At 63.1% G+C, this 24,614-nt stretch carries 20 protein-coding genes; 15 read left to right on the top strand and 5 right to left on the bottom strand.

Going from position 1 to position 24,614, the window contains the following annotated elements; all coding sequences use genetic code 11:
• Positions 1-272: 272 nt before the first annotated feature.
• The 13 genes from ACU688_RS26300 to ACU688_RS26240 all read left to right on the top strand — a co-directional run bounded on the left by ACU688_RS26300 (position 273) and on the right by ACU688_RS26240 (position 17,305).
• On the top strand, positions 273-1,943 hold the full coding sequence (locus ACU688_RS26300; RefSeq protein ID WP_448186982.1) for a diguanylate cyclase: 1,671 nt from the start codon (positions 273-275) through the stop codon (positions 1,941-1,943).
• 53 nt (positions 1,944-1,996) lie between these two features.
• Entirely contained in the window at positions 1,997-3,958 is a 1,962-nt protein-coding gene (locus ACU688_RS26295; protein WP_448186981.1) for a methyl-accepting chemotaxis protein, read from the top strand.
• A 263-nt stretch (positions 3,959-4,221) separates the two neighbouring features.
• Positions 4,222-4,677, top strand: a complete 456-nt coding sequence (gene aroQ / locus ACU688_RS26290; protein WP_017738538.1) for a type II 3-dehydroquinate dehydratase — start codon at positions 4,222-4,224, stop codon at positions 4,675-4,677.
• Positions 4,678-4,701: 24 nt separating this feature from the next.
• Entirely contained in the window at positions 4,702-5,157 is a 456-nt protein-coding gene (gene accB, locus ACU688_RS26285) for an acetyl-CoA carboxylase biotin carboxyl carrier protein (RefSeq protein ID WP_448186980.1), read from the top strand.
• Positions 5,158-5,174: 17 nt separating this feature from the next.
• On the top strand, positions 5,175-6,536 hold the full coding sequence (gene accC, locus ACU688_RS26280; RefSeq protein ID WP_017738536.1) for an acetyl-CoA carboxylase biotin carboxylase subunit: 1,362 nt from the start codon (positions 5,175-5,177) through the stop codon (positions 6,534-6,536).
• A gap of 292 nt (positions 6,537-6,828) precedes the next feature.
• On the top strand, positions 6,829-7,707 hold the full coding sequence (gene prmA, locus ACU688_RS26275; RefSeq protein ID WP_448186979.1) for a 50S ribosomal protein L11 methyltransferase: 879 nt from the start codon (positions 6,829-6,831) through the stop codon (positions 7,705-7,707).
• A 30-nt stretch (positions 7,708-7,737) separates the two neighbouring features.
• A complete protein-coding gene (locus tag ACU688_RS26270; RefSeq protein WP_448186978.1) occupies positions 7,738-8,979 on the top strand; it encodes a DUF3426 domain-containing protein in 1,242 nt (413 codons plus the stop codon).
• A 185-nt stretch (positions 8,980-9,164) separates the two neighbouring features.
• Positions 9,165-10,178 (top strand): tRNA dihydrouridine synthase DusB, encoded by a 1,014-nt coding sequence (dusB, locus tag ACU688_RS26265; protein ID WP_017738533.1) that lies wholly within the window; start codon positions 9,165-9,167, stop codon positions 10,176-10,178.
• Entirely contained in the window at positions 10,175-10,495 is a 321-nt protein-coding gene (fis, locus tag ACU688_RS26260; protein WP_002555375.1) for a DNA-binding transcriptional regulator Fis, read from the top strand. Before dusB ends, fis begins: the two co-directional genes overlap by 4 nt.
• An 82-nt stretch (positions 10,496-10,577) precedes the next feature.
• The gene (purH, locus tag ACU688_RS26255) at positions 10,578-12,185 is read left to right on the top strand and encodes a bifunctional phosphoribosylaminoimidazolecarboxamide formyltransferase/IMP cyclohydrolase (RefSeq protein ID WP_448186977.1); all 1,608 of its coding nucleotides are present in this window, start codon (positions 10,578-10,580) and stop codon (positions 12,183-12,185) included.
• Positions 12,186-12,372: 187 nt separating this feature from the next.
• Positions 12,373-13,665 carry a phosphoribosylamine--glycine ligase gene (purD, locus tag ACU688_RS26250; protein WP_448186976.1) on the top strand — a complete coding sequence of 431 codons (1,293 nt, stop codon included), beginning with the start codon at positions 12,373-12,375 and terminating at the stop codon, positions 13,663-13,665.
• A 107-nt stretch (positions 13,666-13,772) separates the two neighbouring features.
• Positions 13,773-16,544 (top strand): hybrid sensor histidine kinase/response regulator, encoded by a 2,772-nt coding sequence (locus ACU688_RS26245; protein ID WP_448186975.1) that lies wholly within the window; start codon positions 13,773-13,775, stop codon positions 16,542-16,544.
• 164 nt (positions 16,545-16,708) lie between these two features.
• A complete protein-coding gene (locus ACU688_RS26240) occupies positions 16,709-17,305 on the top strand; it encodes a MarC family protein (protein ID WP_017738529.1) in 597 nt (198 codons plus the stop codon).
• Here ACU688_RS26240 and ACU688_RS26235 read toward each other — a convergent pair.
• From ACU688_RS26235 to cobG, 5 genes are all read right to left on the bottom strand, one after another.
• Positions 17,302-18,081, bottom strand: coding sequence for a hypothetical protein (locus ACU688_RS26235; RefSeq protein WP_448186974.1), 780 nt, complete (start codon positions 18,079-18,081; stop codon positions 17,302-17,304). The two genes, ACU688_RS26240 and ACU688_RS26235, sit on opposite strands and share 4 nt — an antisense overlap.
• 236 nt (positions 18,082-18,317) lie before the next feature.
• Complete coding sequence (gene cobJ / locus ACU688_RS26230) at positions 18,318-19,955, bottom strand: precorrin-3B C(17)-methyltransferase (protein ID WP_448186973.1); 1,638 nt, start codon at positions 19,953-19,955, stop codon at positions 18,318-18,320.
• Entirely contained in the window at positions 19,955-20,686 is a 732-nt protein-coding gene (locus ACU688_RS26225; RefSeq protein WP_448186972.1) for a precorrin-2 C(20)-methyltransferase, read from the bottom strand. The genes cobJ and ACU688_RS26225 overlap by 1 nt, the downstream gene beginning before the upstream one ends.
• The gene (locus ACU688_RS26220; RefSeq protein WP_257782622.1) at positions 20,686-21,312 is read right to left on the bottom strand and encodes a precorrin-8X methylmutase; all 627 of its coding nucleotides are present in this window, start codon (positions 21,310-21,312) and stop codon (positions 20,686-20,688) included. The genes ACU688_RS26225 and ACU688_RS26220 overlap by 1 nt, the downstream gene beginning before the upstream one ends.
• The gene (cobG, locus tag ACU688_RS26215) at positions 21,305-22,651 is read right to left on the bottom strand and encodes a precorrin-3B synthase (RefSeq protein WP_448186971.1); all 1,347 of its coding nucleotides are present in this window, start codon (positions 22,649-22,651) and stop codon (positions 21,305-21,307) included. The genes ACU688_RS26220 and cobG overlap by 8 nt, the downstream gene beginning before the upstream one ends.
• 38 nt (positions 22,652-22,689) lie before the next feature.
• Between cobG and cbiE the strand changes: the two genes are divergently transcribed.
• Positions 22,690-23,895, top strand: coding sequence for a precorrin-6y C5,15-methyltransferase (decarboxylating) subunit CbiE (cbiE, locus tag ACU688_RS26210; RefSeq protein ID WP_448186970.1), 1,206 nt, complete (start codon positions 22,690-22,692; stop codon positions 23,893-23,895).
• Positions 23,892-24,611: a cobalt-precorrin-6A reductase gene (locus tag ACU688_RS26205; RefSeq protein ID WP_448186969.1), complete on the top strand. Its 720-nt coding sequence runs from the start codon at positions 23,892-23,894 to the stop codon at positions 24,609-24,611. Before cbiE ends, ACU688_RS26205 begins: the two co-directional genes overlap by 4 nt.
• The last annotated feature ends 3 nt before the right edge of the window (positions 24,612-24,614 follow it).

Raw genomic sequence — 24,614 nt, 5'->3', positions numbered from 1 at the left:
GCACGTCTATTGTCCGGGTGCGTTAAAACACTCCGACCACAACCCTACCCCATCGTGCCCGTCGGCGCGGGGCTTTTAGCGCAAGAAAGTCGCGCACGCGGGCGTAGGACTATAAAGGATGCACGCTTTCTTCGCTGCGCGACCATTGAGTCAAAAATTGAATGCATAAGTCTCGCAGTTAATTGACGCATGACACTCATGTAACAGAAAAGAGGTGCTAGCATAGAGCCATCAGTTCGACCTCAGCATGCAGCCTAACTAGTAGTCAGGATATGACCGAGCCAGAAGACCCCAGCCGTGAGCGTCTCAAGCACCATTTTGCCCAGCGGGTAATTCATCAGGCACGTCAAATTCTTGAGATCTGGCAGCGCCTGCAACGCAGCGAATGGTCCAACGCCGACCTCTCCGAACTCAGCGAAGCCAACCTGCGCCTGCTGCGTTTTGCCGAGCGTTTCGAACAACCCGAGCACGGCCAGTTGGCCCGGCACATCGGCGAGTCGCTCAAGCAGGTGGACGAAAACCGTGGCCGCCTGAGCAGCCAGTTGATCACCGAACTCAATCGCTTGATGCAGCGCCTGTCCCGCACCGGCCTGCGCCAGGGCGATCAGCTGGAACAAACCTTCCTGCCGCCAATGCGCAAGCCGATCTACGTGATGCTTGCCGATCACGACCGCGCCGAACGCCTGGCCAAGCAGCTGGAATTCTTTGGCATGAGCGCCCAGTCCCTGGACAGCGTAGCGGCGTTTCGTGCGTCGATGACCGAGCGCTTGCCGTCGGCCATCGTCATGGACGTGGACTTCTGCGGCCCCGGCCTGGGCCTGCAACTCGCCGCCGAAGCCCAGGAAGGCCTGGAGCAAAAGCTGCCGCTGCTGTTTTTCAGCCTGCACGAAACCGACACCCCGACCCGCCTCGCCGCCGTGCGTGCCGGCGGCCAGGAATTCCTCACCGGCACCCTGGAAGCCTCCAGCCTGCTGGAAAAGATCGAAGTGCTCACCTGCGTCGCCCAGTACGAACCCTACAAAGTGCTGATCATCGACGACTCGCGGGCCCAGGCGCTGCACACCGAGCGACTGCTCAACAGCGCCGGCATCGTCACCCGCACGCTGATCGAGCCGATCCAGGCGATGGCCGAGCTGGCCGACTTCCAGCCCGACCTGATCATCCTCGACATGTATATGCCAGCCTGTACCGGTACCGAACTGGCCAAGGTGATCCGCCACAACGACCGTTATGTCAGCGTGCCGATCATCTACCTGTCGGCCGAAGACGACCTGGACAAGCAACTGGACGCCATGAGCGAAGGCGGCGACGACTTCCTCACCAAGCCGATCAAGCCGCGCCACCTGATCACCACCGTGCGCAACCGCGCGGCGCGTGCGCGCCACCTCAAGGCGCGGATGGTGCGCGACAGCCTGACCGGCCTGTACAACCACACGCACATCCTGCAATTGCTCGAAGACTGCAGCTTCCGCGCGCGCCGCGAGAACAAGCCGTTGAGCTTTGCCATGCTCGACATCGACCACTTCAAGCGGGTCAACGACAGCCACGGCCACCCCATGGGCGACCGTGTGATCAAGAGCCTGGCGCTGTTTCTCAAGCAGCGGCTGCGCAAGACCGATTACATCGGGCGCTACGGCGGCGAAGAGTTTGCCATCGTCATGCCGGATACCGACCTGGAATCGGCCTGCAAGGTGCTGGATGAAATCCGTGGGCGCTTTGCCGAAATTCACTACCCGGCCCAGCCGCAAGACCTGTGGTGCACCTTCAGCGCCGGTCTGGTGGAGCTGTGCGACGATTCCGACAGCCTGATGATGGCCGCCCAGGCCGACGAGGCGCTGTACCGCGCCAAGCACGCCGGACGCAACCGGGTGCAGGCCGCGCGCACATCAAAGCAAAGTGCCACCTTTTCACCAGATTCCACTGATACCGTCATAACCCTGTAATGAAAACGCAATAACTTCAGGCACTTACCTTTTGCTGTCGGTTGAAACCACGCATGCGCCTGAAGCTGCTGACCAATCTCAATACCCTTCTGCTGGTGGCCGTGTGCCTGGCGCTCGGGGCGACACTCTGGTGGTCGCAACGGGCACTGGAGCGCCCGTATTTGTTGATGGAACGCTACCTGGGCCTGTCCCAGACCTTCCAGAACCAGGCCGCGCGCAATATCGACGACTACCTCGCCAGCGGCGACGCCCTGCGCTTGAGCAGCGCCAGCCAAAGCCTGGAAAGCCTGCTGCTGCATCTGGATGAACTGCCCGCCGACCTCGCGCAAAACCTGCGCCCGAGCCTTGCCGACCTGGACACCTTCGGCAAGACCGACCTGCTCGCCGCCGGCAAGCTGGCCGGCGACCCGCAAGCCCTGCTGCTGCAAGCCGAGCGCGAGCTGGGCGCGAACCTGGAGCAACTGAGCCAATACGCCCTCGGCGTGAATTCCCCGGACGCCGCGCGTTACCTGCCACCGCTGCTGGCCGCTTCGCAACACCTGGGCAAGTTGTCCCTGGCCCGCGACAAGCTGGTGAGCAGCGGCCGCGCCGAGCTGGCGGACGATGTGGAACGCGAAGTCGGCAATATCCGCAGCCAGGCCGACGTGTTGGGGCAACTGCCGCTGCTGGGCGTGAAGGCCAGCGCCGAGTCCAGCGCCGACGACTTTTCCGCCTTGATGGGCCTGGAAAACAGCGAAAAAGCCGAAGTCCAGGACACCGCCGTCGACCTCAAGCGCGAACTCAACAGCCTGCTGACCCGCTACCCCGCCGAACTCAAGCGCACCCGCGAACAAATCCAGCAACGCGCCGACCTCGCCGCCAGCACCCACTTGAAAATCAACGCCGTACAGCAAGCCATCGCCGGCCTGGAGCCGGTGGTGCGCGCGCAACACGGCAAGATCCAGGGCGAAGTGCGAGTGATGCAAGGCGTGATGATCGGCCTGATCCTGCTGATCGCGCTGCTGATCGACACCCTGCAACGCCGCTTGGCACGAGTGCTGACCAACCTGGCGCCGGCTCTTTCCACCTGGGCCGAAGGCGACTTCAGCCAGCCGATCGCCCTGGGCAAGACCAACCGCGAACTGCACGACATCGAAGCGTCCCTGAACCGCTTGCGTGCCTATCTGGTGGCGTTGGTGGGCACCATTCGCGGCAACGCCGAGGAAGTCGCCGGCAGCAGCCGCGCCCTCGCCGAGCTGAGCAGCGGCCTGCATGACGGCGCCGAGCGCCAGGCCGGCGACACCGCGCAGATCCGCGACTCCCTGGGCGAATTGGAAGCAACCATTCAACAAGTGGCCGGCGATGCCAGCCAGGCCGCAGGCGCCAGTCGCAGCGCCGGTGAAGCCGTGGAGCAAGGCCAACGGGTGATCGGCCTGAGCCTCACCGGGCTGCACGCGCTGGTGGGTGAAGTGCAGCAAAATGCGCAGATGATCGAGAAACTCGCCGAAGAGTCCGCCACCATCGGCGGCGTCCTCACGGTGATCCGCTCGATTGCCGACCAGACCAACCTGCTGGCGCTCAACGCCGCCATCGAAGCCGCCCGCGCCGGTGAAGCCGGGCGTGGCTTTGCCGTCGTCGCCGACGAAGTGCGCTCTCTGGCCCAACGCACCGCCGGCGCCACCGCCGAGATCCAGACCCTGATCGCCGGCCTGCAAACCGCCGCGCACCAATCGGTGCAAGGCATGCGCGCCCAGGTCGAACACGCCGAAGCCACCGCCCAGCAAGCGCAAGCAGCCGACGGTGCGCTGGATGAAATCGTCGGGGCAATCCAGACCATTTCCGAGACGGCGGTGCGCATCGCCGATGTGACCGCGCAGCAGAGTGGTGCGGTGAGTGAGATTCGTGACAACAGTGAGCGGATTCATCAGCTGGGTGAAGACAACTTGCTGCGCATCGGCCAGGGCCGCAGCCAGGGTGAGCATCTGTTGGTGCTGGGCGGGCAGCTCAACACGGCGGTGCAGGCGTTCCGCGTGTAACTCGGTCTCAGCCTGGATGGAGATCAAATGTGGGAGCTGGCTTGCCTGCGATAGCGGTGGTTCAGTCAACAACTCTGTTGAATGTGCCGCCCTCATCGCAGGCAAGCCAGCTCCCACACTGACCGGATCCAGCCCGGCAGTCACAAATTTTGCGCTATCCTCGCTAATCGTGCTGCCTACTGCATAGAACTGGACAGTCACAAAGGCTTTGCGGCATAGTCGCCGGGTTCTGCCGTACCCCTATCAATAACAAGGAACAGCCGATGGCGACCTTTCTGGTTCTGCACGGACCCAACCTGAACCTGCTCGGCACCCGTGAACCGGGCGTCTACGGGGCAGTGACCCTGGAACAGATCAACCTCGATCTGGAACGCCGGGCCCGTGAAGCCGGCCACCATCTGCTCTACCTGCAAAGCAACGCCGAGTACGAATTGATTGATCGCATCCATGCCGCGCGCGGCGAAGGCGTGGACTTTATCCTGATCAATCCCGCCGCTTTTACGCATACAAGCGTTGCATTACGTGACGCGCTGCTGGCGGTGAGCATCCCATTCATCGAAGTGCATTTGTCCAACGTGCACAAACGCGAAGCTTTCCGCCATCACTCCTACTTCTCCGATGTAGCAGTAGGTGTGATCTGCGGCCTTGGCGCCAGCGGTTACCGACTGGCCCTGGAGGCCGCCCTGGAACACATTGAACAACCGGCCAAGCGCCCCTGACCGACCCTTGGGAGTTGATGATTCATGGATATCCGTAAAGTTAAGAAACTGATCGAGCTGCTGGAAGAGTCCGGTATCGACGAACTGGAAATCAAGGAAGGCGAAGAATCCGTACGGATCAGCCGCCACAGCAAGACCCCGGCCCAACAGTTCTACGCACCGCAAATGCAAGCACCGGCTCCAGCCGCTGCACCTGCTGCGCCAGCCGCCGCCGCTCCTGCTGCGCCAGCTGCACCTGTGTTGAACGGTTTCGTGGTCAAGTCGCCAATGGTCGGTACGTTCTACCGCACCCCGGCACCGACCTCGCCAGCCTTCGTTGAAGTTGGCCAGAGCGTGAAAGTGGGCGACACCATCTGCATCGTCGAAGCGATGAAGATGATGAACCACATCACCGCTGAAAAAGCCGGCGTGATCGAATCCATCCTGGTAGAAAACGGTCAGCCGGTTGAGTACGACCAGCCGCTGTTCACCATCGTTTGAACCGCGGAGCGCCTTCGATGTTGAAACCTGCGAAGAAACTGCAAAAAGTCCTGATCGCCAACCGCGGCGAGATCGCGCTGCGGATCCTGCGCGCCTGTAAGGAAGAGGGCATCAAGACCGTCGCTGTTTACTCGACGGCCGATACCGAATTGATGCACGTGAAACTGGCGGACGAAAGCATCTGCATCGGCCCGCCACTGGCCACGAACTCGTACCTGAAAGTGTCCAACATCATCGCGGCCGCTGAAGTGACCGGCGCTGATGGCATCCACCCAGGCTACGGCTTCCTCGCGGAAAACGCCGACTTCGCCGAACAGGTGGAAAAATCCGGCTTCGCCTTCATCGGCCCGAAAGCCGAGACCATTCGCCTGATGGGTGACAAGGTGTCGGCCAAGGACGCGATGATCGCGGCCGGCGTGCCAACCGTTCCAGGTTCCGACGGCCCGCTGCCGGAAGACGAGGAAACCGCTCTGCGCATTGGTCGTGAAGTCGGTTACCCGGTGATCATCAAGGCCGCCGGTGGCGGTGGTGGTCGCGGCATGCGCGTTGTGCACAAGGAAGAAGACCTGATCGAAGCGGCCAAGCAGACTCGCTCCGAAGCGGGCGCCTGGTTCGGCAACCCGATGGTCTACCTGGAAAAGTACCTGACCAACCCACGTCACGTGGAAGTGCAAGTACTGTCCGACGGCCAGGGCCACGCCATCCACCTGGGCGACCGCGATTGCTCGCTGCAACGTCGTCACCAGAAGGTACTGGAAGAAGCGCCGGCACCGGGCCTGGACGAAAAAGCGCGCGAAGAAGTCCTGGCTCGCTGCGTCAAGGCGTGCATCGACATCAATTACCGTGGCGCCGGTACCTTTGAGTTCCTCTACGAGAACGGTCGTTTCTACTTCATCGAGATGAACACTCGTGTGCAGGTAGAGCACCCGGTTTCGGAGATGGTCACCGGTATCGATATCGTCAAGGAGATGCTGAGCATCGCCGCTGGCAACCCGTTGTCCTTCACCCAGGACGACGTGAAGATGCACGGCCACTCCCTGGAGTGCCGCATCAACGCCGAAGACCCGAAAACCTTTATCCCAAGCCCTGGCCTGGTCAAGCATTTCCACGCGCCCGGCGGCAACGGCGTACGTGTGGATTCGCACCTGTACAGCGGCTACAAGGTTCCGTCCAACTACGACTCGCTGATCGGCAAGCTGATCACCTGGGGCGCGACCCGCGACGAGGCCATGGCCCGTATGCGCAACGCCCTGGACGAAATCGTGGTAGACGGCATCAAGACCAACATCCCGCTGCACCGGGACCTGGTCCGCGATGAAGGCTTCTGCGAAGGTGGTGTGAACATTCACTACCTGGAACACAAGCTGGCTAACCAGTAAGTGTCCTGAAACGACAAAGCCGCCTCCGGGCGGTTTTGTTGTTTGTGGGCCCCGGATTTTGCTGAATGGATGCATTCCCCTGTGGGAGCTGGCTTGCCTGCGATAGCATCGACTCGGTTTGACTGATAAACCGAGGTGCCTGCATCGCGGGCAAGTCGAGGCGTCGAACCGCCGGCTCCCACACAACGCCGCTCCCACATTTGTTATGTGTACACCCCTCCCGCCGCTCGCGTAAACTTGCGCGCTTTCGCGACCCACCCGTCGCACATTCAATTTTTCAAAGGTGCCCGCCATGCCTTGGCTGCAAGTCCGTCTCGCCATCAGCCCAGAACAAGCCGAAACCTACGAAGACGCGTTCCTCGAAGTGGGCGCGGTGTCGGTGACCTTCATGGACGCCGAAGACCAGCCGATCTTCGAACCCGAACTCAACACCACCCCGCTGTGGTCCCACACCCACTTGCTGGCCCTGTTCGAAGACGGCACCGATGCCGCCGCCGTCCTGGCCCATATGGAACTGCTCACCGGCAGCCCGCTGCCGGAGCATCACAGTGAAGTCATCGAAGATCAGGACTGGGAACGCAGCTGGATGGACAACTTCCAGCCGATGCGTTTCGGCCAGCGCCTCTGGATCGTGCCGAGCTGGCACGCTGCCCCAGAACCTACCGCCGTGAACCTGCTGCTGGACCCGGGCCTGGCGTTCGGTACCGGCACCCACCCCACCACCGCGCTGTGCCTGGAATGGCTTGACGGCCAGGACCTGACCGACAGCAACGTGCTGGACTTCGGTTGCGGCTCGGGGATCCTCGCGATTGCCGCCCTGTTGCTGGGCGCCAAGGAAGCCGTCGGTACCGATATCGACGTGCAGGCCCTGGAAGCCTCCCGCGACAACGCCGGTCGCAACAACATTCCTGAAGGCAAATTTCCGCTCTATCTGCCGCAAGACCTGCCGCAGGTGCAGGCCGACGTGCTGGTGGCGAACATCCTCGCCGGGCCGCTGGTTTCCCTGGCGCCGCAGCTGTCGAGCCTAGTCAAGCCAGGTGGCCGCCTGGCCCTGTCGGGCATCCTCGCCGAGCAAGGTGAAGACGTGGCCGCCGCCTACGCCAAGGATTTCGACCTGGACCCGATCGCCAACCGTGATGGCTGGGTACGCATCAGCGGGCGTCGGCGCTAGAATGAGCGCTTGCCTGAACCGGATGGCCGCATGACCGACAGTTTCGTCACCCAGTGCCCACATTGCCAAGCGCGCTTTCGCGTCAACCACGCTCAACTGAGCGTGGCCCGCGGCGTGGTGCGCTGCGGCTCGTGCCTGCAAGTGTTCAACGCGGTGCGCCAGCTGCTGGAGCAGCGCGCCAGCGCCACGGCGGCGGAACCCGAGCTGCCGAGCAGCGCTGAACCGGCCCCCGAGGCGCCCCGCGCCATCAGCCAGAAGCAGTGGACCGCCGAAGAGCTGGACCTCGACAACCTGGACCTCGACCAGGAACTGGCCAAGCTCGAACGCCGCGAGATTCAGCACACGCAACCGTTGGGCGCAGAACGTCGCCAACCGGGCACAGACCGTCGCCAAAAAGACGAACCCCTCAGCGCCAGCCGCGACACCGTCAAGGCCGAGGAAGAAAAGTGGGCCGCCAGCCTGTTCAGCGAACCGCCGGCAGAACGCCTGCCGGCCGCCGAAGATGACACCGAACCGACGAACGCACCTGCGACCAAGCAGCGCACCGAACCGTCCATGTCGTTCCACACCGACGACCTGGATGACGAGCCGCCACTGCGCTCGACGCCGGATGAAGACGACATCGACCCGCCGTTCACGCCGCTGACCCATGCCGCAGAAGAATCGGAACCCGAAGAGCGCCCGGCCCCGCGCCGCAAGCGCCCGCGCGCTTCCACCAGCGTGCACGACGAAGTACTCCAGGACCTGGAAGACGACCCGCTGCACCTCTACGCGCAAAAACGCCCGCAGGGCTGGGGCCGCCGCCTGATCTGGATCCTGCTGGTGTTGATCGCCGCCGCAGGCCTCGCCGGCCAGTACATCGCCTATCAATTCGACGACTTGGCCCGCCAGGACGCCTATCGCCCGTGGTTCCAGCAACTGTGCCCGACCCTCGGCTGCACCGTGCCATCACGGGTCGACATCGCTCATATCAAGAGCAGCAACCTGGTGGTGCGCAGCCACCCGGAGTTCGCCGGCGCGCTGGTGGTCGATGCCATCATCTATAACCGCGCCACCTTCTCCCAGCCCTTCCCGCTGCTGGAGCTGCGCTTTGCCGACCTCAACGGCAGCCTGATTGCCAGTCGTCGCTTCAAGCCTGCCGAATATCTGAGCGGCGAGTTGGCCGGGGTCAGCGAAATGCCCTCGCAAACACCGATCCACATCTCCCTGGACATTCTTGATCCAGGCAACAAAGCCGTGAATTACAGCCTGAGCTTTCACTCGCCCGAGTGAATCGGCCGGCACACAAAGCCTTGGCGGCGGTTTGTTGACTTTTCGCCGTGCGACCAAACCGGCGGCGATAAAGAAATAACTGTTCAGATTTTATCCAATTCAGCCTTTATCCAGTCATCGAGAGCGGGTATCATGCCAACCCTTTTTCGAACTCTAATGATCCGACCCCACAACAGGGAAGTCCTATGTCGGCGGTACGCATCGGCCCATACACATTGCACAACGGCTTGATTCTCGCCCCGATGGCGGGCGTCACCGACCAGCCCTTTCGTCAGCTGTGCAAGCGTTTGGGCGCAGGTCTTGTAGTCTCGGAAATGGTCACCAGCGACATGAGCTTGTGGAACACCCGCAAATCGCGGATGCGCATGATCCACGAAGGTGATCCCGAGCCGCGCTCGGTACAGATCGCCGGTGGTGATGCACAGATGCTGGCGGATGCGGCCCGGGCCAACGTGGAGTTGGGTGCGCAGATCATCGACATCAACATGGGCTGCCCGGCCAAGAAGGTCTGCAACAAGGCCGCCGGTTCCGCGCTATTGAAAGATGAGCAGTTGGTTGCCGAGATCCTGCAGGCCGTTGTCGCCGCAGTGGATGTGCCGGTGACCCTGAAGATCCGTACCGGCTGGGACCGGGACAACAAGAACGGCCTGACGGTGGCGAAGATCGCCGAACAGGCAGGAATTACAGCGCTGGCGGTGCATGGCCGCACCCGCGCCGACCTTTACACCGGTGAAGCCGAGTACGACACCATCGCTGCGATCAAGCAGGCGGTGTCGATGCCGGTGTTTGCCAATGGCGACATCGACTCAGCCGAGAAGGCCCGGCGCGTGCTGCACGCCACCGGTGCCGATGGCTTGTTGATTGGCCGGGCTGCCCAGGGGCGGCCGTGGATTTTCCGTGAGATCGAGCATTTTCTGCGTACCGGCGAAGTCTTGCCGGCACCGGAGTTGATCGAGGTGGAACGTATTCTGCTAGAGCATCTGGCCGCCCTGCACGCCTTCTACGGAGACGTGATGGGAGTACGCATTGCTCGCAAGCATGTCGGCTGGTATCTCGCAACCCTGCCGGGCGCCAGGGAGTTTCGCGCCCACTTCAATCGTTTGGATGATACGGAAGCACAGTGCGCCAACGTTCGTGAGTTCTTCAGCGAGCGTTACAAGAGCCTGGGGACAGGGGACGGAGAGGGGGTGGCCGCATGACGATGATGACCGAGACTTTAGTGAGTGGAACAACACCCGTGAGCGACAACGTCAATTTGAAACAGCACCTGAACACGCCAAGCGAAGAAGGCCAGACCCTTCGCGGGAGTGTCGAGAAGGCGCTGCACAATTATTTCGCCCACCTTGAGGGCGCTTCCGTCACGGACGTGTACAACCTGGTGCTCTCCGAAGTCGAGGCGCCCTTGCTCGAAAGCGTGATGAACTACGTCAAGGGCAACCAGACCAAAGCCAGTGAGCTGCTGGGCCTCAACCGTGGCACCTTGCGCAAAAAGCTCAAACAGTACGATTTGTTGTAAGCATTCAATCAAACCAGAAAGGCGCCCGCGTAAAAAACGGTCGCCTTTTTTGCTGACTCCTTTGCTTTTGATGGAAATTGAAATGACCGACCAGACTACCCGCCTGCCGATCCGCCGCGCCTTGATCAGCGTTTCCGACAAGACCGGCATCCTCGAATTTGCCCGGGAGCTGGAAGCCCTGGGCGTGGAAATCCTCTCCACGGGCGGGACATTCAAACTGCTGCAGGACAACGGCGTGGCCGCAGTAGAAGTGGCGGACTACACCGGTTTCGCAGAAATGATGGACGGTCGGGTCAAGACCCTGCACCCGAAAATCCACGGCGGCATCCTCGGCCGTCGCGGCACCGACGACGCGATCATGGCCGAGCACGGCATCAAGCCGATCGACCTGGTGGCCGTTAACCTCTACCCGTTCGAAGCCACCATCAACAAGCCAGGCTGCGACCTGCCGACCGCTATCGAAAACATCGATATCGGCGGCCCGACCATGGTGCGCTCGGCAGCCAAGAACCACAAAGACGTGGCCATCGTGGTCAACGCCAGCGACTACGCCAATGTGCTGGAAAGCCTGAAAGCCGGCGGCCTGACCTACGCCCAGCGTTTCGACCTGATGCTCAAGGCGTTCGAACACACTGCCGCCTACGACGGCATGATCGCCAACTACATGGGCACCGTTAACCAGGCCACTGAAACCCTGTCGACCGAAGGCCGCAGCCAATTCCCGCGCACCTTCAACAGCCAGTTCATCAAGGCCCAGGAAATGCGCTACGGCGAGAACCCGCACCAGAGCGCGGCGTTCTACGTTGAAGCCAAGCCGGCCGAAGTGGGCATCGCCACCGCGACCCAACTGCAAGGCAAGGAACTGTCCTACAACAACGTGGCCGACACCGACGCCGCGCTGGAATGTGTGAAGAGCTTCGTCAAGCCGGCCTGTGTGATCGTCAAGCACGCCAACCCGTGCGGCGTGGCCGTGAGCCCGGACGCAGAAGGCGGTATCCGCCAGGCGTACGAACTGGCCTACGCCACCGACACCGAATCCGCGTTCGGCGGCATCATCGCCTTCAACCGTGAGCTGGATGCCGAGACCGCCAAGGCGATCGTCGAGCGTCAGTTCGTGGAAGTGATCATCGCTCCAAGCGTCAGTGAAGAAGCCCGCGCCATCGTTGCCGCCAAAGCCAACGTGCGCCTGCTGGCCTGCGGCGAGTGGTCGGCTGACCGCGCTGCGGCCTGGGACTACAAGCGCGTCAACGGTGGCCTGCTGGTGCAAAGCCGCGACATTGGCATGATCGGCAGCGAAGACCTGAAAGTCGTGACCAAGCGCGCACCGACCGAGCAAGAGATCAACGACCTGATCTTCGCCTGGAAAGTGGCCAAGTACGTTAAATCCAACGCCATCGTCTACGCCAAGAACCGCCAGACCATCGGTGTCGGCGCGGGCCAGATGAGCCGCGTGAACTCGGCGCGTATCGCTGCGATCAAGGCTGAACACGCTGGTTTGCAGGTAGTCGGTTCGGTGATGGCTTCCGATGCGTTCTTCCCGTTCCGCGATGGTTTGGACAATGCCGCGAAAGCCGGTGTTACCGCCGTGATCCAACCAGGTGGTTCGATGCGTGATGCCGAGGTGATTGCTGCTGCTGATGAAGCCGGCATCGCCATGGTCTTCACCGGCATGCGCCACTTCCGCCACTGATTAGTTAGATCCCAAGCGGGCACTCGCTTATGTGGGAGCTGGCTTGCCTGCGATAGCATCACCTCGGTGTACCTGATGCACCGAGGCGCCAGCATCGCAGGCAAGCCAGCTCCCACAGAAAGCAAGGTGACTACAGTCAGTAGCCCACAGTGCCCCCAAGAATTCAGCGTCATCCGAGGTTTTTGAAATGAATGTTTTGATCATTGGCAGCGGTGGCCGTGAACACGCCCTGGCCTGGAAAGTAGCCCAGGACCCACGCGTCCAGAAGGTTTTCGTCGCACCCGGCAACGCCGGCACCGCCATTGAAGCCAAGTGCGAAAACGTCGCTATCGACGTGCTGGCCCTTGAGCAACTGGCGGACTTTGCTGAAAAGAATGTGTCCCTGACCATCGTCGGCCCGGAAGTGCCACTGGTTGCCGGCGTCGTGGACCTGTTCCGCAGCCGCGGCCTGGACTGCTTCGGCCCTACCGCTGGCGCTGCCCAGCTGGAAGGCTCCAAGGCGTTCACCAAGGATTTCCTCGCGCGTCACAAGATCCCGACCGCCGACTACCAGAACTTCACCGAGATCGAGCCAGCCCTGGCTTACCTGCGTGAAAAAGGTGCGCCGATCGTGATCAAGGCCGATGGCCTGGCCGCCGGTAAGGGCGTGATCGTCGCCATGACCCTGCAAGAAGCCGAAGACGCCGTGCGCGACATGCTCGCCGGCAATGCCTTTGGTGAAGCCGGTTCGCGCGTGGTGATCGAGGAATTCCTCGACGGCGAAGAAGCCAGCTTTATCGTGATGGTCGACGGCAAGAACGTCTTGCCGATGGCCACCAGCCAAGACCACAAACGCGTCGGCGACGGCGACAGCGGCCCGAACACCGGCGGCATGGGTGCGTACTCCCCGGCTCCAGTGGTCACCGCTGAGGTGCACAAGCGCGTCATGGACCTGGTGATCTGGCCAACCGTGCGTGGCATGGCCGACGAAGGCAACGTGTACACCGGTTTCCTCTACGCGGGCCTGATGATCGACAAAGCCGGTAACCCGAAGGTCATCGAGTTCAACTGCCGCTTCGGCGACCCGGAAACCCAACCAGTGATGCTGCGCCTGCAGTCGAGCCTGGTGTTGCTGGTGGAAGCCGCCCTGGCCCAGGCCCTGGACAAGGTTGAAGCACAGTGGGATCCACGTCCGAGCGTCGGCATTGTGCTGGCCGCCGGCGGTTACCCGGCCGACTACGCCAAGGGCGATGTGATTGAAGGCCTGGACGCAGCTGCTACGCTGGAAGGCAAGGTGTTCCATGCGGGCACCGCGCTCAAGGATGGCAAGGTTGTGACCGCAGGTGGCCGCGTACTGTGCGCCACCGCGATGGGTGCCAGTGTGGACGCCGCGCAACAGCAGGCGTACAAGCTGGCCGCGAAGATCGACTGGAAAGGCTGTTTCTACCGCACCGACATCGGCTATCGCGCGATTGCCCGTGAACGTGGCGAGAACAACTAATCAGTCGTAGCTATCCGTTCGGTTAGGCAAGGGCCCCTGGCCCTTGCCGTACACATGTCGCCCCGCGCATAGTTAACCCGTGCATCAACCTACGAAGGGATTTCGCCGTGCGCTGGCTCAGGATCGCCATAGGTTTCACAGTCAGTCTGCTGACACTGCTCTGCTTGTTCCCGGCCCAGGCTGCGGCGCAAGGCAGTGGTTGGGCGGTATTGCTTGATGAACAGGCCGATCTGCAACTGAGCGACATCCGCTCCCCCCGCTACACCAATCAATTCAGCCCCATCGAACTCGACCGGATCACCGCTGCGCAGCCGGACGGTGCGTTGTGGGTACGCTTCAAGCTGCAACCCGGCAAGCACGAACAAGTGCTGCGGGTGTTTGCCCCGGACCTGTCCCACCTGAGCCTCTACGTCCTGGACGGCGACACCCTGGTGGAACAACAGAGCACCGGCACGCGCCAGCCCCAGGCCGAGCGCCCGCTGCCCAGTAGCGATTTCATGCTGCCGATGCCCCAGAGCCAGAAACCCCTTGAGGTCTACCTGCGCCTGGTCTCCGAGCACGAACTGCGCCCCTACATCACCCTGGAACCTGCCGTCCTCGCCGCCGCCAACCAGACCCAGACGCTGATCTACGGCCTGTTGTTCGGCTGCCTGCTGATGCTGATCCTGCATAACCTCACGCGCTTCGCTTACCACCGCTCACGCAGCAGCTTGTGGCTGGCGGCGTGCGAAGTGCTGTTGATGCTGAGCCTGGCGCTGCTGCTCAACGTGGTCGGGCCGTGGCTGCCGAACTGGCATGCGATCCAGACCCCGGGCGCCTACCTCGCCCTGTTGCTGACGGCACCGTGCGGGCTGATGTTTGCCTATCGCTTCTTCATGCCGCTGGGCCCGCACCCGCTGAACAAGCTGCTGATGGCCGACATCCTGTTTATCGTGCTGTGCGGCCTGTTGCTGTTGTTCGTCAACACCCTGCCGCTGAACATCATCACCTATGCCCTGGTGGCCCTGGCCGGGCTGAGCATGCTGTTTGTCTCGGCGTACCACTGGCAGAAAGGCTACCGCCCGGCGCGCCTGTTCGTCGCAGCGATGGTGGTATTCAACACCGGTACGCTGATTATCCTCCCCGCCCTGCTCGGCCTCACGCTGCTGGCGCCGCAAGGCTTGATCGTCACCCTGCTCGCCTTTATCTGCCTCAGCGGCCTGCTGATGAGCCTGGCCCTTGGTGAACGCCAGCGCGCCATCGTCGAGACCCGCTTCAGCCTCAGCCGCGACCTCGCCGCCAGCAACGCCGAAATCGCCGCCAAGGCCGAGTTCCTGGCGAAGATCAGCCACGAAATCCGCACCCCCATGAACGGCGTGCTGGGCATGACCGAGTTGCTGCTGGGCACGCCGCTGTCGGTGAAACAGCGCGACTACGTGCAAACCATCCACAGCGCCGGCAACGAACTGCTCACGCTGATCAACGAGATCCTTGATATCTCCAAGCTCGAATCCGGGCAGATCGAACTGGACGACGTGCAGTTCGACCTCAACGCCTTGATCGAAGACTGCCTGAGCATCTTCCGCGCCAAGGCCGAGCAGCAGAACGTCGAGCTGATCAGCTTTATCCAGCCCCAGGTGCCGCGCGTCATCAGCGGCGACCCGACCCGCCTGCGCCAGGCGCTGTTGAGCCTGCTGGAAAACGCCCTGCAAAAGACCGATGAAGGCGAAGTGCTGATCGTCGTCGCCCTGGACGAGCGCAGCACCAAGCCGCGCCTGCGCATTGCCGTACAAGACAGCGGCCTGCCAATGGAAGCCGCCGAGCGTGACGCCCTGCTGCACAGCGAACTGCACAGCAAGAACTTCCTCTCGGCCACCCGCTTGAGCGGCCACCTCGGTTTGGTCATCGCCCGCCAACTGATCCTGTTGATGAACGGCGAGTTCGGCATCAAGAGCGGCAGCCACCAGGGCAGCACGCTGTGGCTGACCTTGCCGCTGGACCCGGAACGCCTGGAACACCCGACCTCCGACCTCGACGGCCCGCTCAAGGACGCACGCGTGCTGGTGGTGGACGACAACGACACCTGCCGCAAAGTGCTGGTGCAGCAATGCACCGCCTGGGGCCTGAACGTCAGCGCCGTGCCTTCCGGCAAAGAAGCCCTGGCACTGCTGCGCACCAAGGCGCACTTGCGTGATTACTTCGACGTGGTGCTGCTGGACCAGAACATGCCCGGCATGACCGGCATGCAGTTGGCGGCGAAGATCAAGGAAGACCCAAGCCTGAACCACGACATCCTGCTGATCATGCTCACCGGCATCAGCAATGCGCCGAGCAAGATCATCGCGCGCAACAGCGGGATCAAGCGCATCCTCGCCAAGCCAGTGGCGGGCTACACCCTCAAGACCACCCTGGCCGACGAGCTGACCCAACGCAGCAAGGGCAACACTCAACCACGCACGGTGCCCAGCGCGCCGGCCGCGGTCACCGTCCCCGCCGACTTCCGCATCCTGGTGGCCGAAGACAACAGCATCTCCACCAAGGTGATCCGTGGCATGCTCGGCAAGCTCAACCTCAACCCGGACACCGCCAGCAATGGCGAAGAAGCGTTGGAAGCGATGAAAGCCCAGCGCTATGACCTGGTGTTGATGGACTGCGAAATGCCGATCCTCGACGGGTTCTCGGCGACCCAGCAACTGCGCGCGTGGGAAGTCAGCCACCAGCGCATTCGCACGCCGGTGGTGGCGCTCACTGCGCATATCCTCTCGGAACACAAGGAACGCGCGCGCCAGGCCGGCATGGACGGGCATATGGCCAAGCCGGTGGAGTTGTCGCAGTTGCGTGAGCTGGTGGAGTACTGGGTGGCGCAGCGCCAACAGCGCCCGGAACACGCCCCTTCCTGAACTGAAATGCAAATCCCCTGTGGGAGCTGGCTTGCCTGCGATAGCGGTACATCAGACACAGACCGGTTGCCTGACCCACCGCTATCGCAGGCAAGCCAGCTCCCACATTTGACCCGTTTCGCCTGATAGACTGCCCACACTTCTCCCGCCGCGAGCCGCCCCCCATGCTCCACGTGTTATTCAGCGTCTACCTGAAAATGCTGGTGCTCTACAGCCCGTTCTTCGTGCTGTCCTGCTTTATCAGCCTCACCCGTGGCTACTCCAACAAAGAACGGCGGCGCCTGGCCTGGAAAGTCGCCTTGGCGACCCTGGTATCGAGCGTGTTGCTCTACCTGTTCGGCCGGGTGATTTTCAGTGTGTTCGGCATCACCGTGGATGCGTTCCGTATCGGCGCTGGCAGTGTGTTGTTCATCTCCGCCCTGGGCATGGCCCAGGGCAAGTCGGCGGTGCAGAGCGACAACGTGCAGCAGGACGTGACCATCGTACCGCTGACCATCCCCCTCACCGTCGGCCCCGGTACCATCGGTGCGCTGCTGGTGATGGGCGTTAGCCAGCCGCACTGGGACGACAAGCTCACCGCCATCCTCAGCATCGCCCTGGCCAGCCTCACGGTGGGCGTGGTGTTGTACCTGTCCAACCGTATCGAGCGAATCCTCGGTGACCAGGGCTTGCAAATTGTCAGTCGATTGATGGGCTTGTTCGTGTGCGCCCTCGCCGCGCAAATCATCTTTACCGGGGTGCGCGGTTACCTGGTGCCTTAGATCCGGTATTTGGCGATCGCCAACTGCACCTTGTCACCCGCGCTCTCGCGCATCAGCTGGATGGTTTTTTCGTTGACCACCGAGGTATTCAACACCAGGCAGGTCTGCCCGCTGAAGGCCTCGGAGGACGAACTGTCCCACTCAAGAAACGGCACGCCGACCTGCTTGCTCACACCACGGGTGCTGTAGGTCACCAGCACCATCGTCACTTCGCCATCGGTCTGCGCGCACGATGCGAGGCCGAAGTCGCCCCCCTCCTGCACCGTGCTGTTGCGCTTGAACAGCTCAAAGGACGCCGGTGTCTGCTTCATGGCCTCCAGCGCATCCGCCGCCAGCTTCGGCAACGCCGCCAATAGCGGCGAGGCCAATGACGTCGAAGCCAGCATCGCGGCAATCATGTTCAGCGCCGCCAATTGCACCGTCAGGCCCCTGCCGGAACGGGCCACCCGCTCAAAGCTGCTGCGCAGCGGCAGCCAGCCCAGGCTGATCATCACCTTTATAAATTCGTCGTACCACGCCTCGGTCCCTCGGTGGACCTTCAACACATCGCTGACGTAACTGCTCGCCAGCAAGTAGCTCTTGCGAATGTATTCCCGATTCAACGCCGACATGCCTTCGACAAACGAGATCACGCCGTTGTTGACCACCGCCGCATTACTGTCGTCCGCCGTGTCCACCGGTATTGCGCTATTCACTCCCGGCGAGCCTGGCAGCTTGTAGGCGGCAATCAACTTGCGCCGTTTTGCACTGATGATCCTTTTGTGATGTCGCTCCATTTTCAGTTCTCCACAAGCACCCCACATGGGGCTTGCCCTCACACTAGTCCAGTGGCCGCCAGGCTTTCCACGCCACAAACATACCTTGGCGTCACCCACCAAAACCCAGCCCCCAGCAATCGCGCGGGGTACCTGTGGGCCTTCCGGATTTCATCGCGCAAAAAAGAAAAAGCCCCGGACAACCGCAGGTAAATCCCTGGGTCATTCGGAGCTTTCCGGCAGCCGCAGGGCTGTTTTCAGGAGGCCGGTTTCTCGCCGTACCAACGCGGCGTGTACACCCATTCACCACCACCGGCGCGCGGGAACACACAGGTAGTGGATGAGCCGATCAACACCATGGTGCGCATGTCCACTTGCTCGGGCGTCAGTTGCCCAAGGGTGGTGACGCGCAAGGTCTGGCCCGGGCGCCCGATATCCCGGCCCAGCACCACCGGCGTTTCAGGCGTGCGATGCAGCGCGACGATTTCCAGGGCGCGCCCCAACTGCCACGGGCGCGAGCGCGAAATCGGGTTGTAGAACGCCAGCGCCAGGTCGGCCTGGGACGCGAGGTCGAGGCGCTTTTCGATGATCGCCCAGGGCTTGAGGTTGTCCGACAGCGACATCACACAGAAGTCATGCCCCAACGGCGCGCCTGCCTGGGCAGCGGTGGCGAGGGAAGCGGAGACGCCCGGCAGGATTTGCAGGTCGACCTGATGCCACGCCGGATCACTGGACTCATGCAACGCCTCGATCACCGCCGACGCCATGGCGAACACACCCGGATCGCCGGACGACACCACCACCACCGAACGGCCTTGAGCGGCCAGCTCGAATGCGTGGCGCGCGCGCTGCATTTCTTCGCGGTTGTCGGTGCAGTGCTGCACCTGGTCGTCACGGAACGGCCCGGCCATGCGCACGTAGGTTTCGTAGCCGAGCACGTCGGTGCAGCGTGCCAGTTCGGCCTTCACCGCTGGCACCATCAGCTCGGCAGCACCGGGGCCCAGGCCGATTACGGCGAGACGGCCACGCACACGCCCTACCTGGGACAAATCCAGCGGCTGCTCGGCAACATTGACCACAACATCGGCGTCCTGGCTCACGCTGGTGAAGCGCAACGGCACACCCAGCTCCAGCGCCGCTTCATGCAACGAGGCTTCGGCCATCTGCGTATCGCTGGCCAACAGGCACGCCAGGGATTGCACAGCGATGCCCGCGTCATGCAACGCCGCGCGCGTACGTTCGGCCAACTGCGCGCCCGGCTTGCAGGTCACGCTGACGTTCTTCGGATAGATCAGCAATTCATTGGCGGCCGGCACACGCGCGGCACTGCCCACATGAATTGCCAGATGCGCCTGCTGATCCTGGGGCAAGTCGGCCTGGTCCAGCCACGGCGCCGCGCCTTCGATGCGCACGCTGGCGCCGGCCAGCAGGTCCGAGACGAAGCGCTTGCCCAGCTCCAGGTCGGCCAGTTCATAACCGCTTGGCGGGTTGAGCAGGCAGGTGCCAAAACGCAGCTCGCCGCTGGTGGTGATCGCAGCCGCCACGTTCAAGGCAGCGGCAATCTCCCGCGCCATCACGTTCACACCGCCCAGGCCACCGAGCAGCGGCACCACGGCGCTGCCATCTTCGGCCACCGCGAGCACGGCAGGCTCTTCGCCTTTTTCCAGCAGCAGCGGCGCGAGGGTGCGGATCACGATACCAGCAGCGCACAGCGCAATCAGCGGCGTGCCCTGCTGATACAGCTGACGCAGGGTCGCGCCAAATTCGCTGTAGGTCTGGTCCGCGCCTTCAACCCGTGCGGCCAAGCCGTGGATCAACGCGCCCGGGTAAACCTGCTGGATCTTGCGCGCAGTGGCCAGGCTGCCCTGGCCCAAAATGACAATCGCCGGGCTCATCAACCTTGCCACCGTTCACCGGGCACGATGATCAGCGAGAAGTACGGCGACGACGACGGGTCCACCTGATCCAGCGGCACGATCTTCTGATTGGCCATGGTGGCGCGCTCCACATACAACGCGCGCCCGGCCAGGCCGAGCTCTTCCAGCACCTGGCGCACTTTCGGGAAGTTGCGGCCCAGTTTCATGATCACCGCCGCATCGGCGTCCGCCAAACGGCGCTTGAGATCGTCGTGGGGCAACACGCCCGAGAGCACCGACAGGCTCTGGTTGCGATACACCAACGGCGCGCCGAGCACCGAGGCGCCGCCGAGCATCGAGCACACGCCGGGGATGACTTGTGCTTCATAACGCTCGGCGAGGCGGTCGTGCAGGTACATGTAGGAGCCGTAGAAGAACGGGTCACCTTCGCAGATCACTGCCACATCGCGGCCGGCGTCCAGGTGCGCGGCCACGTCCACACTGGCCGCGTCGTAGAAGTCGCTGATCACTTGCTCGTACGACATCGGTGCCGGCAAGGCTTCGGTGGTCACCGGGTACACCAGCGGCATCAGCGTTTGCTGTGGCACCAGATGGTCCTCGATGATGCCGAAGGCGTTGCCCTTCTTGCCCTTGGCCACGAAGTACGCCACCACCGGCGACTCACGCAACAGGCGCAAGGCCTTGAGGGTGATCAGTTCCGGGTCGCCGGGGCCGACGCCCAGCCCAATCAAACGTCCGCGCGCCTGCATTATTCGACCTCCGTGGCCAGGGCATTCACCGCTGCGGCGGCCATCGCACTGCCGCCCAGGCGGCCCTGCATGATCACGAACGGCACGCCACGGCTGTCAGCGGCGAGCATCGCCTTGGATTCGGCGGCGCCGACAAAGCCCACCGGGAAACCGAGGATCAATGCCGGTTTCGGCGCACCGGCATCAAGCATTTCCAGCAGATAGAACAACGCGGTCGGCGCGTTGCCGATCACCACTACGCTGCCTTCCAGGTGCGGGCGCCACAGCTCCAGGGCGGCGGCGGAACGGGTGTTGCCCAGCTCCCGCGCCAGCTCCGGCACGCTGTCGTCACGCAGGGTGCAGATCACCTCGTTGTTGGCCGGCAGGCGCGCGCGGGTCACGCCTTCGGAGACCATCCGCGCATCGCACAGAATCGGCGCGCCAGCGGCCAGCGCATCGCGCCCGGCCTTGCCCGCGCCTTCGGAGAATTGCAGGCCGTCGATGGCATCGACCATGCCGCAGGCGTGAATCACCCGCACCGCGAGTTTTTCCAGGTCGGCCGGGATGCGCTCCAACTTGGCTTCCGCGCGAATAATGGCGAAGGAGTTGCGATAGATCTCCTGACCGTCGCGGATGTAATCAATCATCGGTGTTGCTCCGTGGGCGGGCGCGCAGCAAGGCGCCCGTCGCTTCAATAGAAAGGGCGTGCGCGTGCAGCCGGCCAAAACCAGGCTGGGCTGCATCGCGAAAATAGAGGTCGTAGTGGCCGGGGCTCACGGCCAGCAAGGTCACCGGCGCAGTGTGCGCGGCGGCACAAGAGCGCGGGCAGCCGGACAGGTGCACGTCATGCGCCACTTGCAGGGCGGCCAGTTGCACCGCATCAGCCTTGGTGTCGGCCAGGGCCTTGGCGCAGCCGCTGGAGCCGGTGCAGGCGGTCATGCGCGCCAGGGGCTGGTCGATGGAACACAGAAAGCCGAGCTGCATCAGGCGTTCGGTCACGGCGTGGGGCTTTTCCACGTAGGGCAGCAGCACGCCTTGCCAAGGGGTGAAGCGCAACGTGCCGTCGCCGTAGTCGCTGGCCAGTTGCGCGGCGCCCTTGAGCATCGTCGCGTCCAGGCGACCCAGAGGTGCGACGGCGGCGACGTAAAACTGATTTTTTTGCACCTGTGGATAAGTGCCGAGGTGCAGCAAAGCACCACTGGGCAGGCGTTTGAAGCCGTCGGCCGGGAGCAGCGGCAAGCTGATGCGGCTCAGCACGTTATCCACAGCCAGATGACGCATACGGGTTTGCGCTGGGGTGGCGAGGTCGAGAAACGCCTCCAGCACGGCCACCACCAAAGCATGGCCTTGCTCCAGCGGCACGGCGGCCAGCGGCGCATCCAGCCCCGGGCAACCGGCCAGGCCGAACGCGAGCAGCGTCTGGCCATTGCGCACGAACGCCGACAACCACAGGTCATGGTGATGTTCGAGCATCGCCAGGTCCTCACCGCCATCCAGTTGCACGGCGAACTTGGCCGATAGCTCATGGAAACGCGGGTGGCTTTGCAGGGTATTGAGGATCTGTGCGGCCAGCGGGCGCGTGTCGAAGAGCATCTGCGGGTCGATGCCGGCGCTGGGGCTGAGCATCAGGTTGCGCACATCGTCGCCTGCGGCGTTGTTGGGGCCCAGATCGGCCGCCAGCAGCAGGGCGATCAACGCGCCCTCTTCGCTGCCGATCCCGCGAATCTGCAAGTTGGCGCGGTTGGTCGCCTCGATCACCCCGCCCGCGTAGGCCTGGGCGGCGTCTGCCACCGCATGGGCTTGCGCTGCGGTGATGGAACCGCCGGCCAGTTTGATCCGGCAAATGCCGCCGTCCAACGCCTGGACGATACGCAGCAACCCCGGACAAGCCGAGGGGCGCAAGGTATTCACAGCGGGCGTTGGTTTCACGGGGCTACCGGTCGATGGGTAAAGGCGCGGTATTATGCCTGCTTTGTCCGGCGGCATGAAAAGCCTGCCCGTCGGATGTCGCTCAAGGAATCTTTATGTCGCCCTGGCTGACGGTTGTAGGCATCGGTGAAGACGGCTTCAAGGGCCTGGGCCGCAATGCCCGGCACGCCCTGTTGCGCGCCACGCGGATTATAGGTGCTCAGCGCCAGTTGGACCTGTTGCCGGTGTGTATTCGTGGCGCGCGCGAGTTGTGGCCGAGCCCGTTTTCCCTGGAACCGGTGCTGGCGCGGCGCGGTGAGCCTGTGTGCGTGCTGGCCAGCGGCGATCCGATGTTCTACGGCGTGGGCGCGAGCCTGGCGCGGCAGGTGACGGCGGATGAGCTGCTGATCTTGCCGGCGCCGTCGTCGGTGTCGTTGGCGGCGGCGCGGTTGGGCTGGCCGTTGCAGGACGTGGTGACGCTGTCCGTGGTGGCGCGGCCGTTGGCGGCGTTGAATGCCCATCTGGCCAGTGGCGTGCGGTTGTTGGTGTTGAGCAATGACGGGGGCAGTCCGGCGTTGATTGCCGCGTTGTTGGCCGCGTCCGGGTTTGGGCCGAGCCGCATTTCTGTGTTTGAGCACTTGGGCGGCGTGGATGAGCGGCGTCTCGACGGGCGGGCTGTGGATTGGCAACACGCTTCAATCGCCGATTTGAACTTGGTCGCCATCGACTGCGTGGCTGATCCGCAGGCTCAGCGCCTGTCACGTCTGGCCGGCTTGCCGGATTCAGCCTTCAAACACGACGGCCAACTGACCAAACGCGATGTACGCGCCATGACCCTGGCCCGCCTCGCGCCGATGCCCGGGGAATTGCTCTGGGATGTGGGCGCGGGCAGCGGTTCCATCGGGATTGAGTGGATGCGTGCGCACCCGAGTTGCCGCGCGCTGGCGATTGAAGCTGATACCGGCCGCCAAGGCCTGATCGAGCACAACCGTGATGCCCTCGGCGTACCAGGTCTGCAACTGATTCGCGGCAAGGCGCCCGAGGCGTTGAGTGGCCTGGAAGCCCCGGACGCCATCTTCATCGGCGGTGGCGTGACCCGCGACGGCGTGCTCGACACCTGCTGGCAACACCTGCGGCCAGGCGGGCGCTTGGTCGCCAACGCCGTGACCCTGCAAAGTGAAATGACCTTGATGGACTGGCGTGCGCGGCATGGCGGCGAACTGACGCGCATCCACGTGGCCCAGGCGCAGCCGCTGGGGGACTTTGATACATGGCGGCAGGCGTTGCCGATTACCTTGCTGGAAGTGGTCAAGCCGCTATGAAGCGCATTCTGCTGCTGGGCGGCGTGACGGAAGCGCTGGCGATTGCTCGCACATTGGGCCCGGAACATATCTACAGCCTGGCCGGCGTTGGGCGCGTGCCGACCGATCTGACCTGCCAAGTGCGGGTCGGCGGTTATGGCGGCGCTGAGGGCTTGGCGCAGTTTGTCCGGGATGAGGGCATCAGCCTGATTCTCGACGCGACCCATCCGTATGCGGCGCAGATCAGTCGCAATGCGGCCGAGGCCGCGCAGTTGAGCGGCGTGCCCTGCTGGGCCTTGCGCCGCCCGGCGTGGCAGCCGCAGGCGGGGGATGATTGGCGGGAGGTCAGTGATTGGGCTTCGTTGATTGAAGCGTTGAAACCCTTCAAACGACCGCTGTTCACCCTGGGACGGGAGCCGTTGCAGCACCTTGATGAGATCCCGCCGGAGCAGTTCTGGACGTTGCGTGCACTGGATGTTTATCCGGGGAATGAACGCTGCGAAGTGATCGGCGCGCGCGGGCCGTTTCTGATCGAGGATGAGCGGGTGTTGTTTGAGCGGCGTGGGATTGATGTGCTGATCAGCAAGAACAGCGGAAGCACGGCAACGGAGCCGAAGCTGGAAGTGGCAAGGGAGTTTGGGGTGCCGGTGCTGGTGTTGAAGCGGCCGGTGTTAGCGGCGGTGGATCGAGAATTCACCACCGTGCCTGCGCTACTACAGGCAATCACCACTCTCTAAACA

It is taken from the genome of Pseudomonas acericola (SeqCode) (assembly GCF_053456465.1).
Note: the sequence above shows the minus strand (reverse complement) of the source record. Positions and strands in the feature narration are given on the sequence as shown.